Annotated in this window: 13 protein-coding genes, 1 tRNA gene and 1 pseudogene; 12 read left to right on the forward strand and 3 right to left on the reverse strand. The window is 64.5% G+C overall.

Translation table 11 applies throughout. The annotated features are described in order from the left end of the window. Positions 1–119 precede the first annotated feature (119 nt). The 6 genes and pseudogenes from AX729_RS23970 to AX729_RS41240 all read left to right on the forward strand — a co-directional run. Positions 120–968 carry a P-loop NTPase family protein gene (locus AX729_RS23970; RefSeq protein WP_061026758.1) on the forward strand — a complete coding sequence of 283 codons (849 nt, stop codon included), beginning with the start codon at positions 120–122 and terminating at the stop codon, positions 966–968. After that, complete coding sequence (locus AX729_RS23975; RefSeq protein WP_061026759.1) at positions 961–1,563, forward strand: hypothetical protein; 603 nt, start codon at positions 961–963, stop codon at positions 1,561–1,563. Before AX729_RS23970 ends, AX729_RS23975 begins: the two co-directional genes overlap by 8 nt. Beyond that, on the forward strand, positions 1,532–3,343 hold the full coding sequence (locus tag AX729_RS23980) for a type IV secretion system DNA-binding domain-containing protein (protein ID WP_156457178.1): 1,812 nt from the start codon (positions 1,532–1,534) through the stop codon (positions 3,341–3,343). Before AX729_RS23975 ends, AX729_RS23980 begins: the two co-directional genes overlap by 32 nt. Before the next feature lie 94 nt (positions 3,344–3,437). Continuing rightward, on the forward strand, positions 3,438–6,080 hold the full coding sequence (mobF, locus tag AX729_RS23985) for a MobF family relaxase (RefSeq protein WP_061026761.1): 2,643 nt from the start codon (positions 3,438–3,440) through the stop codon (positions 6,078–6,080). Further along, entirely contained in the window at positions 6,070–6,339 is a 270-nt protein-coding gene (locus tag AX729_RS39925; RefSeq protein ID WP_156457179.1) for a hypothetical protein, read from the forward strand. The genes mobF and AX729_RS39925 overlap by 11 nt, the downstream gene beginning before the upstream one ends. A gap of 79 nt (positions 6,340–6,418) precedes the next feature. Continuing rightward, positions 6,419–7,543, forward strand: a pseudogene (locus tag AX729_RS41240) (recombinase family protein); the annotation flags it as partial. A 114-nt stretch (positions 7,544–7,657) separates the two neighbouring features. On the opposite strand, the gene AX729_RS41245 reads toward AX729_RS41240, so the two are convergent. From AX729_RS41245 to AX729_RS24010, 3 genes are all read right to left on the reverse strand, one after another. Beyond that, positions 7,658–7,960 (reverse strand): hypothetical protein, encoded by a 303-nt coding sequence (locus AX729_RS41245; RefSeq protein WP_061026764.1) that lies wholly within the window; start codon positions 7,958–7,960, stop codon positions 7,658–7,660. Between the two features lie 93 nt (positions 7,961–8,053). Then, positions 8,054–8,130: transfer RNA gene (locus AX729_RS24005), tRNA-Arg, on the reverse strand. A 263-nt stretch (positions 8,131–8,393) separates the two neighbouring features. After that, positions 8,394–9,893 carry a sensor histidine kinase gene (locus tag AX729_RS24010; RefSeq protein WP_156457180.1) on the reverse strand — a complete coding sequence of 500 codons (1,500 nt, stop codon included), beginning with the start codon at positions 9,891–9,893 and terminating at the stop codon, positions 8,394–8,396. A 349-nt stretch (positions 9,894–10,242) separates the two neighbouring features. Between AX729_RS24010 and rpmH the strand changes: the two genes are divergently transcribed. From rpmH to argB, 6 genes are all read left to right on the forward strand, one after another. After that, positions 10,243–10,377: a 50S ribosomal protein L34 gene (rpmH, locus tag AX729_RS24015; RefSeq protein ID WP_008542748.1), complete on the forward strand. Its 135-nt coding sequence runs from the start codon at positions 10,243–10,245 to the stop codon at positions 10,375–10,377. 28 nt (positions 10,378–10,405) lie between these two features. After that, on the forward strand, positions 10,406–10,792 hold the full coding sequence (gene rnpA / locus AX729_RS24020) for a ribonuclease P protein component (protein WP_061026765.1): 387 nt from the start codon (positions 10,406–10,408) through the stop codon (positions 10,790–10,792). A gap of 16 nt (positions 10,793–10,808) precedes the next feature. After that, positions 10,809–12,656 carry a membrane protein insertase YidC gene (gene yidC, locus AX729_RS24025; protein ID WP_061026766.1) on the forward strand — a complete coding sequence of 616 codons (1,848 nt, stop codon included), beginning with the start codon at positions 10,809–10,811 and terminating at the stop codon, positions 12,654–12,656. Between the two features lie 109 nt (positions 12,657–12,765). Then, complete coding sequence (gene yihA, locus AX729_RS24030; RefSeq protein ID WP_061026767.1) at positions 12,766–13,419, forward strand: ribosome biogenesis GTP-binding protein YihA/YsxC; 654 nt, start codon at positions 12,766–12,768, stop codon at positions 13,417–13,419. Then, entirely contained in the window at positions 13,419–13,778 is a 360-nt protein-coding gene (locus AX729_RS24035) for a DUF423 domain-containing protein (RefSeq protein ID WP_061026768.1), read from the forward strand. The genes yihA and AX729_RS24035 overlap by 1 nt, the downstream gene beginning before the upstream one ends. A gap of 162 nt (positions 13,779–13,940) precedes the next feature. After that, positions 13,941–14,828 (forward strand): acetylglutamate kinase, encoded by an 888-nt coding sequence (gene argB / locus AX729_RS24040; RefSeq protein ID WP_061026769.1) that lies wholly within the window; start codon positions 13,941–13,943, stop codon positions 14,826–14,828. The last annotated feature ends 96 nt before the right edge of the window (positions 14,829–14,924 follow it).

The following is a 14,924-nucleotide window of genomic DNA, read 5'->3' on the forward strand; positions in this document are numbered from 1 at the left end:
GGCAGCACCGGTGATAATCTTCGTTCCCGAAATTCTGAGACCGAACTGGCTTTAATAGAAGGGCTCCGCAACCGGCGGGGCCCTTCGCGTTTCGGCTCCGTCCATGAAGAGGGAGCCACATGGCCAAGACCAAATCTCCAATCCACCCCGTCAAGGCGGTCACCCCGCCCGTGACCTGCATCGTCGACGGCGACGTCGGCGGGGTCGGCAAGTCGCTGCTCGCGATTTTGATCGCGATGGCATTCTCGCTGATCGATGCCACCCTCAAGGTGTTCGAGCTCGACGAGCAGGGCAAGCTCCAGAGGTTCCTGGGCCCCGAGGTCCAGAGCCTGCATGCCGCCAGGCTCGACGCCGATGCCGATGGCGAGCGCGATCTCCTGCCGGTGTTCTCCCCCTTCCATGAAGCCCTGACGGGCATGCCGCAGACCCAGGCCTCCGTGCTGCTCGAGGTCGGCGGCGCGTTGACGGAGCTCGCAAATGCCTTCATCGCGGAGGTCGACGTCGACGACGACATTTCGGCGCTCGGTCTCAACGTGGTGGTCTTCCTGGTCATGGTCGCCACTGCAGAATCGGTTCGTCAGGTTCTCGGGCAAGCAGCGAGGCTCGAGCGCATCCTTCCCTCGGCGCAAATCGTGATCGTCCTCAACGAGCGCGACGGCTGCCCGCAGAAGGCCTCGCGCGACATGCCGGAGGAATTGGCCAAAGGTGTTGACCGCCTTCTCGACACTTATACCCATATCCGCCTGCCGCGCCTGAGGCCGCAGTCGCGTCGCCTGTTGGAGATGCTGGGTGAGTCGCCGCCGGTGATCATGTCCTGGCGTCACGACCACTTCCGGGAAGCCATGATGCGGACGAGGCTGCCGCTGTCGTACGCGAAGCGTTTCGTGAACGACGTCGCCGACTGGAGCGGAAAGATCCACAGCGAGCTGGTGCGCATCCTGCCGTTTCTCGGAGGCGGTCATGGCTGAGCGGCTCAAGACGTTCCTGCTGGATGTGCGCACCCTGCGCGCGCAGCAGGGTGCCGAGCAGTCGGCGCGCTTGGACCGGCTGAGGGCGATGACGCCCGAACAGCTCGTCCGCCTCCCGCGCGAGGAGCTGCAGCAGCTCACGGACCGGCAGTATGCCGAGATCGTTCGCCACGTCGCGCCGGAGCATCGGCTGCCGGAGCCTCAGGAGGTGCCGGTGGGGTCGGGTGAGTCCTGGGCTCGACTCCGCTCGATCGCGATCCCGACGGCCGCACGAGCGGCGCTGCTCGGCGGGTTGACGGGGCTCGCCGTCCTCCTCGCGAGCCTTGCGGTCGGCCCCACCATCGATTGGTGGCACTACCGCAAGCCGCCGGTGCGCAGCGCGCAAGCCTCGACTTGGCCGGGCTGCCCGCGGCTAAGCGGCTGGGTGGATGGCTGCACCTATGTGCCCGTGCGGGACATCGCGTGGGAGCGTGCAGCTGACCTGCTCGAGATGAGTGAGGCAGAGCTGCGGCAAGCCAACCAACACATCAACGCGGCCTACATCCCCGCCCAGACGACCCTCGTTGTCTGGCGGCATCGCGGCCAGCTCTACTAGGGAGACTGACATGAAGCTCGCAACTTACGAAAAGCGCGATCTGACGGCGACGAAGCGCGTGCGCTTCCCGGTCGGCATGGCCATGCTGGTGATGGCGATCTGGGTGGCGTTTTGGGTCGCCCCGCCCGTCGGCTGGTATGCTGATGCGCCGTGGACCGGATCCGGTCCGCTGCTGTGGGAGGCGATGAGTGGATCGTACCTCGGCGTGCTCGCCGAATGGCCCACGGTAATTCCGGCCTACACCCATGTACTCGCGGCTTTCACGTCTGCTTGGCGCATCCCGCTCGCGACCGGCATGGTCTTCGAGTTCTACATCCGTGTCGCCGGCTGCCTGCTGGCCTGGTTCGCAGCCTGGTCCAGCGCCTCGCGCATCATGATGCGCGAGGCCGCGATCATCGATACCCGTAAGCACTATGAAGGCCAGGAACTTCAGCACGGCAGAGATGCGAGGCGAAGCGCTTCGGCGTCTATGGCCCAAGAGGATCGGGAGAAAGGGCTTGGGATCGCGCTTGCCCCCGGCGTGATTCTGTCGCGCTTGCGGGAGATTCGCGGCGTGCTCCTCCTCGGGGCACCCGGATCGGCGAAAACACGGATCATCTTGCATCTGTTGCAGGAGATCTTTGCCGCGATGTACCGCTGGCCAAACCGCAACGTGCGCATCCTGATCCACGACACCACCGGCGAGATTCTGAGCGGCCTGCCGCTACCTGACGCCGCCTTCGCGGCGCTGCACGGGCACCGGCCGGGCGGCTACGCCTGGGCGGTCGGGCGTGACGTGCTGACCAAGAGCGACGCCGAAGCTTTCGGTGCGCTGCTCGCGCCCCACACGGACGAAAGCGTTTGGGAATCCGGCAGCGGCACTCTGCTCGCCGGCTGCGCCGTCCTGTGCCAGAGCCGCCACGGGATCCTGTGGGGCATGCCTGAGTTCTATGATGCGACGCTTTTGGATCCTGTTGAACTCAAGACGCAGTTGCAGGCCGTCTACCCGCCCGCTGCCGAGCTGATCGAGGTCGACCCGGAGACCGGCGGGTTGTCTCGGACCACCGTCAGCTTTTTCCTGTCGCTCCGCGCCGCAGTGTTGCGGTTCCTGCGACCGCTCGCGGACAACTGGCGCGATCTTCCTGCAAACCGGCAGTTCTCGTTCCGCGAATGGCTCGACGGCTCGAACCCGGCTCAGCCGCGGACCGTCGTGGTGCAGCGCTCTGGCCGCTATCCCGAGCTCTCCGCCGCCTGGATCGGCGCCATCGTCGACACCGTCGCCGCTCACGTGAACGACGAGTCGTTCCCGAACTCGCAAACCCGCCGTGTCTTCCTCTGTCTCGATGAACTGGCCTCTCTGGGCCGCTTGCGGCGCTTCCCGGACCTCGTCGATCTCGGGCGTAACAAAGGTGTGGGAGTCCTGGCGGCTGCACTGCACGAGGTCGAGCAATTGCAGGAGCGCTATGGCGACAAAGTCGCAACCAGCATCCTGCGCCGTTTCCGCACCAAGATCGTTTGCCAGCAGAATCTCGATGGCGGCACGGTGCAGTTCTCCGAGCACATGATCGGCAAGCGGACCGTCGAAGTGGAGGAGATCACCACGACCACAGCGAGAGGGCCGCAGGGCAGGACAACCTCGCAGACGAAGGCGAGCGCCAAGAAAGAAGTGCCGATCGTTCGCGCGGAGCGCCTGGCCTACGAGCTCGGCGTCTTCGGCAACACGGTCAAGGCCATCGCCGTCGGTATCGGCGATCCCGCGCTCCTGACCTGGCCCGTGACCGTCTGGCGTCGCCGTCGATAGAAGAGCGGACGAGTCCGGCCTCAATCTTCGTTCCCGAAATTTGCAGGCCGCATCGGGTGTAATTGGAAGGCCTCCAAAGGGGGGCCTTTCTTTCGTGGTTGCGACCTGGAATCCGGCGGCGGCGAGTTCGTACTACACGCGTCAGCGTGAGACCGAGTATTACGCAGGCAGTAACGAGCCGTCCGGCATCTGGTACGCGCCTGCCGGGGATCTTGGTCTCGTCGACGGCTCCGCCGTCGACCGCGCCACGTTCGATCGCCTGTATCATGCGCTCGATGTAAATGGCGCGTCACTGCTCGAACAGATTCGCCGCCACAAAGAGCGTACGCCCGCCTTCGACGTCACGCTGAGCGCGCCGCGTTCGGTTAGCCTCGTTTGGGGCCTTGGATCGTGCGATACAAAAAGCCTGATCGAAGCAGCCCAGCAGAAGGCCGTTCGGGCCACGCTCGCCATGCTGGAACGCGAGGCGAGCTGGGCGCGCCGCGGGTTCAACGGGACGTTCGTAGAGAAGGTGGCGCTGTCGGCGGCGACGTTCCGGCACGGGGAGAGCCGAAAAGCCCAGCACAGCGACGGGCGCGTATTCGCCGATCCGAATTTGCACACGCACTGCGTGTGCCTGAACATCGCGACACGTCAGAGCGACCACACGGTCGGCGGACTGCATTCGAAGCTCATCCGCGACTTCAAGATGGCAGCGGGCGCGACGTATCACGCAGCATTGGCGCATGAACTCGAGCAGCTCGGCTTTGGCATTGATCGCGTCGGCAAGAACGGCACGTTCGAAATCGCCGGCGTCGATGATGCCTCGATCAAGTATTTCAGCGCACGGCGCCAGAAGATCGAAGACGAACTCGCCGAACATGGCCTCACCAGCGGCGAGGCAGCGGCACTGGCGGCCGCCATCGCCAAGGCGACGCGAAGCAGCAAGCGTGAGAGCGAAAGCGTCCAGCGGGAGGACGTCTGGCGTGATGCCGCGCGATCGCTGGGTCTGGACACGAAATCATTCGCCGCGAGCGTGAGGGACCTCTCGAAGGCGCTTGACCAGCACGAGGGCGAGCGGCTGCTCTCCGAACGGTTAGCGGCGCTGCCGGCGAGCCTCACGGAACATGAGAGCGTCATCGAACGGCGCGAGCTTCTGCGCTCAGTCACCGCCGCCTTGGTCGGCACAGGCCTGCCGGCCGAGCGCGCGGAGATCGAATTCAACCGTCTGCTGAGCCGCGGCGCGTTCGTGGAAATCGGCCGCGATACGCTTGGCCTGCCATGCTACTCGACCCCAGAAATGCTCACGATTGAGCGGGAGGTTGTCGAACAGGCGCAGCGTCTCATCGAGCGACCCTGGCTCTCCGTCAATGCGGAGATGCTGACGGACCGTTGCCGAGCCTCCGGGCTCACGCCCGAACAGACTGACGCGGCGCTTGCAGCAACCACCAGCTCGGCGGTGGCCATCGTCGAAGGCGCCCCCGGCGTCGGTAAGTCCACTTTGTTGGCGCCGGTCGTGGAGGGATACGCCAAGGTCGGTTGCCGCGTGATCGCCACCGCATCTGCCTGGCGGATCGCCAACCTACTTGGCGACGATCTCGGGATCGAGGCGCGGGCGACGGCCTCCTGGATCGCGCGGCTCAAGGCCGGCGAGAAGGTTCTCGACCATCGGACTGTTATGATCGCCGACGAGGCCGGCTTGCTCTCTTCGCGGGACATGCACGCGCTGCTGAGCGCCGTGTCCAAGGCTGGCGCCAAGATGATTCTCGTCGGTGACCGGCGCCAATTGCAGCCGATCGGCGGTCCTGGCCTCGATCTCGTGGCGCGCGCGGTTGACGCGGCCCGGGTCAACAATATCGTTCGCCAGCGCGAGCCGTGGGCGCGCGAGGCCATCAGCGCCTTCGGCATGGGACGGGCCGCGCCCGCGCTTGAGGCGTTCGCTACCCGGGGGCTCGTGATCGAGGCGAATGGCGCCAAGGCGGCCGTCGCCGAGGTGCTGGATTCGGCGGAGCAGATCCAGGCGCGCGATCCCGGTGCCTCGGCCCTGATCCTCGCCAAGACCAACGCCGCAGTGGCCGCCATCTCGCAGGCGGCCCGCGAGCGCCTCAAGACCAGCGGCATCATCAGGGGCCCCGAGGTTAGCTTCACCGCGGCCACGCCGTCCGGCCGCTCAACACAGATTGCGTTGGCGGCCGGGGACAGGATCAGGTTCCTCGTCCGCGATGACAAACTCGGCGTGGTCAATGGGTCTACTGCGACCGTCATCAAGGTCAGTGAAGTAGTCGCGCCTCTCGTAGAAACAAATCGCATCATCGTCGAAGCCGAGATCGGGGGTCAGCGGATTGCCTTCGATCCGATGCGGCTTGCCGACACGCAGGGACGGCCACGCCTCGGCTGGGCCTATGCCGCGACCGTCTACGGCAGCCAGGGCCTCACGGTCGATCATGCGGTCGTGTATCTGGATCACAGCTACAACCGTCATGACGTCTACGTGGCGACAAGCCGTGCCCGGGAACGGACGACGCTCGTGGTGGACGCCAAGAGCATTGATCGGCGCCTCGCCTCCGAACTGCCCTTCGATCAGCAGCGCGATGGGCTGGTCTTTTCCGCGAGCCAGCGCCAAAGCTGGTTGGCCGAACGGCTCTCGCGCGCCTCGCCCAAGATTTCCACGCTCGACGTCATTGAGAGTTCGCGACCGCTCCAGCGGCAACTGGAGAGGGATCGGCACCATCGGCGGGAGTTCAGCTATGAGCTCTAAGCCGATAGCGCCGCCGTCGCGCATCAAACTGCGGACGACAGAAGCCGGCGCATACCGCCATGCTCCGGCGATTAATCGTCGTAGTATGGCGAAGGTGAGAAGACGACGGCAGCCACATGCTGAGGACTTTCAGGTGGCACTTGATCTCCCGCCCTCCCCGCCGATCCTGGACCGCGAGTTGCGCGCGATTGAGGTCTTGCTTGGCCGCGAGCTGCAGGAATTGCTGGCTAGTGATGGTACCGATTCCTCAGAAAAATAGCCGTTGACAAGGTCTCGAGTGAGATTCACCAATCGAGCTCGGGAACGCCGTCAGCTTAGATTTTAAGTAGAGTTCTCACATGAACAAGCACGTGTTTCGCAATTCGATTTCCAGACAAACTGACGCAGCCAAGCGCGTTGCGACCTACTACAGGGTCAGCACCGGACGCCAGTATGCCAACGAAGCGTCAATTCCGAGCCAGCGGAAAATTACCGCGAGCTTCGCCGATCAGAACGGCTACGTCATCGTCGAAGAATTTGTGGAAGCAAAGACCGCGACCGATGATCGTCGGCCCGTGTTGCAGGACATGATCGAGCGCGCCTGTGCGCCCGATCACCCGTACGACGCGATCCTCTTCTATGCTTTCAATCGCTTTTTTCGCAACGTCGCCGAGATGGAGCTGACCATCCGCAAGTTGCGCAAGCATGGCGTCGAGGTAGTGTCGGTCACGCAGCCGACGGGGGACGATCCCAGCCAGATCCTCGTTCGTCAAATCATCGGAGCTTTTGACGAGCACACCTCACGAGAAATCTCCAAAAACACGACGCGCGCCATGCGCGAGTCGGCCAAACAGGGTTTCTGGAACGGTGCGACGCCGCCCCTCGGCTATCGCATTGTTGAGGCTGAGCGGCGCGGACAGAAGATCAAGAAGAAGCTCGACATTGACGCAGTCGAGGCCGAAACGGTTCGGCTGATGTTCAAGCTTTATCTTGAGGGCGACGGCAACACCGGCCCGCTCGGCGTCAAGGAGACGACGAAATGGCTGAACCGCCATGGCTACCGCACCCGCCGCGGCGCGACGTTCGGCGTTGGACCGGTCCATAAAATACTGACCAACGCCTGCTATGCCAGCGGTCAGTGGCCGTACGGCGTGCGCAGCTCGCGGGACGGCAGGAAATACGACCCGTCGACGGTGATCCACATTCCCGTTCCTGTCCTGGTCGAGCAGGCCCATTTTGATCGGGTGCAGGCGAAGCTCGCCCGCAGCAACCCCAAGACCACCCCACCCCGGGTGGTCAATGGCCCCTCCCTCCTGACGGGTATCGCTGTTTGCGCATCCTGCGGATCCGGAATGACCCGGACCGGCACGACCAATCGACAGGGGCGATCGTACTCGTATTACTCGTGTGCGGGTGGCCAGCAGAAGGGCAAGTCGGTCTGCAAGGGCCGCCACATCCCGGCCGCGACCCTGGATGAAATCGTCTTGACCAACCTCAAGCGGCGCGTGCTGGCGCCCGACCGCATCGCGGACCTCCTAAAATCGCTGATCGAGCGCCAGGCGGCAAAGAGCGAGTCCGCCGACGATCGGCTGCTGGCTCTACAGAAGGAATTGACCGACTGCGAAGATCGCATGAAGCGGCTTTATCGCTCGATTGAAGACGGCATCGTCGAGCTGGACGATATCCTGCGACAGCGCACCGCCGCTCTGAAAGCGCAACGGGACCGGGCCAAGGCGGCCCTCGATCATGCCCGCACCCAATGCGGCATGGCAGCCGCCGTCAATGCGCAGAAGATCGACGCATTCGCCCGGTTGATGAACGCGAAGTTGGATGCGGGCGATACCAACACCCGCAAAGGCTACATCAACTCCATCATCGATGCGGTCGAGGTCGACGACCAAGCCATCCGGATCATCGGCAGCAAGGATATCCTCCAGGCGGCCATTGCCGGCAAACAGACCGAGAACGGAAATGTTCGTGGTTTTGTACGCAAATGGCGCGCCCGGAACGATTCGAACGTCCGACCCTCAGATTCGTAGTCTGATGCTCTATCCAGCTGAGCTACGGGCGCGTTTTCGCAAACAGCGATGGCGGGCATGACCCACGACGCATCTCCCGGAGGGCCGGGAGGGGTGCGAAAGAGCGCTTTGACTAACCGCTCTTGTGCCGGTTGGCAAGGTCCGGGTGGGGGAGATTTTGCGGGGGGATGACGGTTTCGGCGTCATTCGGGGCGATGCGCAGCATCGAACCGGGAATCTCGCGCCAAACCTCGGGATTCCCGGTTCTCGCTGCGCGAGCCCCGGAATGACGAGAAACCATAGGCCGCTGGCCGACCTATGCCCTCTGCCGCTCGTTGCGGATGGAGAGCAGTTCCACGGGGCGGTCGGGGATGACGATGCGGAAGGTGGCGCCGATGGTGCCTTCGACCAGGTGGATGTCGCCACCATGGGCGCGGACCAGCTCGGCGGCGATGGCGAGGCCAAGGCCGCTGCCGCCGGGGCGGCCGGAGGTCTGGAAGGCCTCGAACAGGTGCTCCCGCGTCTTCTGGGGGACGCCAGGGCCGGTGTCGGAGACCTCGATGATGGCGACGGCGCCTTCGCGCTTCCCGGTGATCCGGATCTGCTGCACGCCGCCCTCACCCGAGGCATGGCTTTCGAGCGCCTGGGCGGCGTTGCGGACGAGGTTGAGCAATACACGGAACAGCTGGTCGGGATCGGCGTCGACGGCGAGCCCGCGCTCGATCGCGGCGACCCAGGCGATCGAGGCCTCGTTGGCGAGGCCCGCGGTCTCGCGCACCTCCAGCACGACCGGCTCGATCAGGACCATGCGGCGGTCGGGCGCGGCCTCCTGGGCGCGGCCGTAGGACAGCGTCGACTGGCAGAAGGCGATGGCACGCTCGAGCGAGCGCACGAGCTTGGGCGCAAAACGCTGCACGCGCGGATCCGGCACGCTGGCGAGCTGGTCCGACAGCAACTGGGCCGAGGCGAGCAGATTGCGCAGATCGTGATTGATCTTGGAGACGGCGAGGCCGAGGGCGGCGAGCCGGCTCTTCTGATTCAGCATCGACATCAGATCGCGCTGCATGTCCGACAATTCGCGTTCGGCCACCCCGATCTCATCGCTGCGCTGGCTCGGCACGATGATCCCGGCCGAGCTCTCGGGATTCTCGTGGAAGCCGACCAGGCTCGCGGTCAGCCGCCGCATCGGCCGCACGAACAGATAATGAAGTGCGAGATAGACGAGGCCCGCGGTCAGCACCGCGATGATCAGCGCGACCACCACGAGGTTGCGGGAGAAGCGGTACATCTGCTTCCGCAGCGGCAATTCGTCGGTGACGATCTCGATGAACTGGGCATTGCCCACGCCGGGTCCGACGATGCGGATGGCCTGGTTGCCGGTCTCCAGCATCATCCGGAACGAGCCGGTGATCGCCTCCCAGGCCGTCATGTCACGCAGGTCGATGTCATGCTCGATGGCGGCCGGAATGTTGTCGCTGGCGAGCAGCCGGCGCTGCTGGCCCATCTTGATGGCAACGGCGCGGGCATTGATGCTCTTCAGAATTTGGCGCGACAGCGAATCGGGCACCATGCCGAGCGGCGCCGCATCCAGCACCAGCGCCGCAGTATTGGCTGCCGCCACGCGGTCGTTCAGCCGGTTGACCCAGAAATTGGCGATGGCCGGCACGTAGAGCAGCACGGCAGCAATCATGACCAGGGGAATGGTGAGCAGCAGCAGCTTGCCAGACAGCCCGAGCCCGCGCGTGCCGCGTGGCGGCATCGCCGGCTGGTCCGGCTGATCCAGATCCTGGATCGGCTGGCGATCTGTGGCTGCCACGAAATTCGCCCCTGTTGACCTTGGCTGATGGAGGATGCGACCCGTCCGGAGTCCGGTCAAATTAAGGATCGCTAATCTGCCAAGGTGGGATGTAAGCGCTGATATCGCCAGTCGCCACCTCAAGCGTTAAAAACCCCGCACAAACAGCGATATTCACCGGAATCGCGCGCTTGTGCGGCGTTGACGAAAAGAAGGCGCTCCCTTATAAGCCGCGCAAATTGTCCGCGATGACCCGGTGCGACACCGGGAGCGGCTCTCTTAGGGCCGGAAAGGGCCCGTTTTGGGCCGCATCTTCCGGACTTTACCATCAATTCTACAGGCAAATTGCCCGGTCAGCGGAGAAAAACCCGTGAAGCGGACTTATCAACCCAGCAAACTGGTGCGCAAGCGCCGTCACGGCTTCCGCGCCCGCCTCGCCACTGCCGGCGGCCGCAAGGTTCTCGCCGCCCGCCGTGCCCGCGGCCGCAAGCGTCTGAGCGCCTGAGCCGGGACCCCCTTTTTGGGATTTCATCATGGATCGGCTGAGGCAGCGGGCGGATTTCCTCGCCGTTGCCAATGGCGCGCGGGTGAATAGTCCCGCGTTCGTCCTGCAAAGCCGCCGCCGCGATGACTTTGGTCCGATCCGGATCGGCTTCACCGTCACCAAAAAGAACGGCAACGCCCCCGAGCGCAATCGCATTCGGCGCCGGCTTCGCGAACTGGTGAAGCGGCTCGATCCGGTGTCGATGCAGCCCCACCATGATTATGTCCTGGTCGGACGAAGGGACGCGCTCTCGCGCGACTTCGCCACCATGCTCGACGATCTGCGCATAGCGTTCACGAAGCCCGCGCGGCATACGGCCCAAGCGCGCGGCCAGAGGCCCGGCCCCGCTCCTGCTGCCCGCCGCAAACCGGATTGATGACGAGACATTCGAGATGACCGACAATCGCAATACCATCCTCGCCGTCATTCTGTCCGGCCTGGTGCTGATCGCCTGGCAGTACTTCTACAATGTGCCGCAGATGGAGAAGCAGCGCGCCCAGCAGGCGCAGACGGAGCTTCAGAAATCCACGCCGCAGCCGACCGCGTCCGCCACGCCGGGCGCCGCGCCGCAGCCAGGCAGCGCGACTCAGCCGTCGGCTCCGGCCGCGAACCAGGCCCAGCCGGCCGTCACCCGCGACGCCGCGATCGCGTCCGGCCCGCGCGTGAAGATCGAGACGCCGCGGATTGCCGGCAGCATCTCGCTGAAGGGTGGCCGCATCGACGACATCGCGCTGGTGCAATACCGCGAAACGGTCGACCCGAAGTCGCCGCCGATCATCCTGTATTCGCCGTCCGGCACGGCGGAGCCCTATTACGCCGAATTCGGCTGGGTTGCGGCCACGGGCGTGACGTCGAAAATGCCCGACGCCCAGACCGTCTGGCAGCAGGACGGCAGCGGCAGCCTGACCCCGTCGTCACCGGTCACGCTGAAATGGGACAATGGCGAGGGCCTCACCTTCCGCCGCACCATCGCGGTCGACGATCACTATCTCTTCACGATCAAGGACGAGGTGAGCAATGTCGGCAATGCGCCCGTCACGCTCTATCCGTTCGCGCTGATCTCGCGCCACGGCGCGCCGCACGTCTCCGGCTACTACATCCTGCATGAAGGCCTGATCGGCTATCTCGGCGAACACAGGCTGCAGGAATATGCCTACAGCAAGATCGACGAAGCCAAGCAGGTGAACTTCAAGGCCACCAATGGGTGGCTCGGCATCACCGACAAATACTGGGCCTCCGCGCTGCTGCCGGACACCAATGCCCAGCTGCAGGCGCGTTTCTCGTCGAATCCGGTCGGCAAGGTCCATACCTACCAGACCGACTATCTGCTCGACCCCGTGACCGTCCCGATCGGCGGCACCGCGACGGCGAACGCGCGGCTGTTTGCAGGCGCCAAGGAAGCCGGCGTGGTCGGCATCAACTTCCCGCTCGCAGGCCTCGGCGGCTACAACAAGGCGCTCGGCCTCAACCAATTCGACCTGCTGATCGACTGGGGCTGGTTCTACTTCCTCACCAAGCCGATGTTCCTCGGCCTCGACTTCTTCTTCCGCTTCTTCGGCAATTTCGGCATCTCGATCCTGCTCGTGACCGTGATCGTGAAGCTGTTGTTCTTCCCGCTGGCGAACAAATCCTACGCCTCGATGGCGAAGATGAAGTCGATCCAGCCGCAGCTTCTGGCGCTGAAGGAGCGCTATCCCGACGACAAGGTGAAGCAGCAGCAGGAGATGATGGAGATCTACCGCAAGGAGAAGATCAATCCGGTCGCCGGCTGTCTTCCCGTGCTGATCCAGATCCCGGTATTCTTCTCGCTCTACAAGGTGCTGTTCGTCACCATCGAGATGCGGCACGCCCCGTTCTACGGCTGGATCAAGGACCTCTCGGCGCCGGATCCGACCAACCTGTTCAACCTGTTCGGGCTGATCCCGTTCGATCCGACCACGATCCCGGTGTTCGGCCATTACCTCGCGCTGGGTATCTGGCCGATCATCATGGGCATCACGATGTGGTTCCAGATGAAGCTGAACCCGACGCCGCCGGATCCGACCCAGCAGATGATCTTCAACTGGATGCCGCTGATCTTCACCTTCATGCTGGCGGGCTTCCCGGCGGGCCTCGTGATCTACTGGGCCTGGAACAATTTGCTGTCGGTGGTCCAGCAGAGCTACATCATGCGCCGCAACGGCGTGAAGGTGGAGCTGTTCGACAATCTCAAGGCGACGTTCGCGAGGAAAGCGACGTAATCGTCATTGCGAGGAGCGAAGCAACGAAGCAATCCAGACTGTTTTCGCTGAGAAAGTCTGGATTGCTTCGCTTCGCTCGCAATGACGGGGGGAAGCAGCGAGGCTTCGCATGACCGACGACGAAGATGCGAAGCTGATCGAGGCCGGGCGAAAACTGTTCGCTCGCGACTGGCAATTCATCTGGGCCTCGCCCTCGATCGCCACGCTGCCGCCGATGGCGGGGCTGGAGGTCGCCTTCGCCGGCCGCTCCAATGTCGGCAAGTCCAGCCTCATCAACGCGCTGACGGGACGCAACGCGCTGGCCCGCACCTCGCATACGCCGGGCCGCACCCAGGAGCTGATCTTCTTCGAGGTGCCCGGCAAGAACGACCTGCGACTCGTCGACATGCCCGGCTATGGCTATGCCAAGGCGCCGAAGAGCCAGGTCGCGTCCTGGACCGAGCTGATCCACAAATTCCTGCTGGGACGCGCCTCGCTGGCGCGCGTCTACGTGCTGATCGACGCGCGGCACGGCCTCAAGGACGTCGATCTCGAAGTCCTCAAGACGCTCGACCGCTCCGCCGTCAGCTACCAGATCGTGCTGACCAAGGCCGACCAGGTGAAGGCCGCCGAGCTGCAGGCGCGCATCGCCGAGACCGAAGCCGCGCTCGCCAAGCATCCGGCCGCGTTCCCGACCGTGCTCGCGACCTCGTCACGCAGCTCCACCGGCATGGAGAGCTTGCGTGCCGCGATGGCAAAGCTCCTGGAAGAGCGAAGCGCGTGATGGCCCGCCTGCTGATCGCCTTTGCCGGGTTGATGGGAGCCGCCGGCGTCGCGCTGGCCGCCGCCTCCGCCCATGGCGCCGATGCGAGCCGGCTGGCATCGGCAAGCGCCATGCTGCTCTTTCACGCCACGGCCATTCTTGCGACCACAGCCCTTTTGGCGCGCGGCCTTCTGCACGGCGGAATTGGCCTCGTTGCGGCGTTCGGCTTCGCGATCGGCGCCGCGCTGTTCGCGGGCGACCTCGCCTTGCGGCAATATGCGGGTCACGCGCTGTTTCCCTACGCGGCGCCGACGGGCGGAATGGCGATGATCGCGAGCTGGCTGGCGGTGACGCTGGCCGCGGTGGTGGCGAAGCGCTGAAACCGTAGCCCGGATGGAGCGAAGCGCAATCCGGGGCGGGGTGCACGTGCCGAGAATCCCGGATTACGCTTCGCTCCATCCGGGCTACACGCTAGGCACACTTTGCGCCGCCCTCGCCAATCGGATAGAACCCGCACCGACAGTCCCGCCAGCGAGATCCTCATGACCGACATTTCTCCGCTCGACCAGGCCCGCATCCTGTCCGAAGCGCTGCCGCACATGCAGCAGTATGACGAGGAAACCATCGTCATCAAATATGGCGGCCATGCCATGGGCGACGAGGAGACCGCGAAGAACTTTGCCCGCGACATCGTGCTGCTCGAGCAGACCGCGATCAATCCGGTGGTGGTGCATGGCGGCGGCCCGCAGATCGCGACCATGCTCAAGCGCCTCGGCATCGTCTCGGAGTTCGCAGCCGGCCTGCGCATCACCGACGCCGCGACCATCGAGATCGTCGAGATGGTGCTGGCCGGCTCCGTCAACAAGCAGATCGTCGGCTACATCAACGAAGCCGGCGGCAAGGCCGTTGGCTTGTCGGGCAAGGACGGCAACATGGTGAAGGCGTCGAAGACGACGCGCACCATCGTCGATCCCGGCTCGAACATCGAGAAGGCGATCGATCTCGGCTTCGTCGGCGATCCCGAGAAGGTCGACCTCACGCTGCTCAACCAGCTGATCGGCTACGAGCTGATCCCCGTGCTGGCGCCGCTCGCGACCTCGAAAGACGGCCAGACGCTGAACGTCAACGCCGACACATTCGCCGGCGCAGTGGCCGGCGCGCTGAAGGCCAAGCGCCTGCTGCTGCTGACCGACGTGCCCGGCGTGCTCGACAAGTCCAAGAAGCTCATTCCGGAGCTCTCGATCAAGGACGCGCGAAAGCTGATCGCCGACGGCACCATTTCCGGCGGCATGATCCCGAAGGTCGAGACCTGCATCTACGCACTGGAGCAGGGCGTGCAGGGCGTCGTCATCATCGACGGCAAGATGCAGCACGCGGTGCTGCTCGAGCTCTTCACCAACCAGGGCACGGGCACACTGATCCACAAGTGATGCGGAATACGCGAGGCACGAAAGCCGTCATGCCCGGGCTTGTCCCGCCTGCGCGGCCGAAGCCGCTTCGGCGCGGCGAAGGCCCGGGCATCCACG

The sequence above is a fragment of the Bradyrhizobium sp. CCH5-F6 genome (assembly GCF_001556045.1).
Classification (GTDB): domain Bacteria; phylum Pseudomonadota; class Alphaproteobacteria; order Rhizobiales; family Xanthobacteraceae; genus Bradyrhizobium.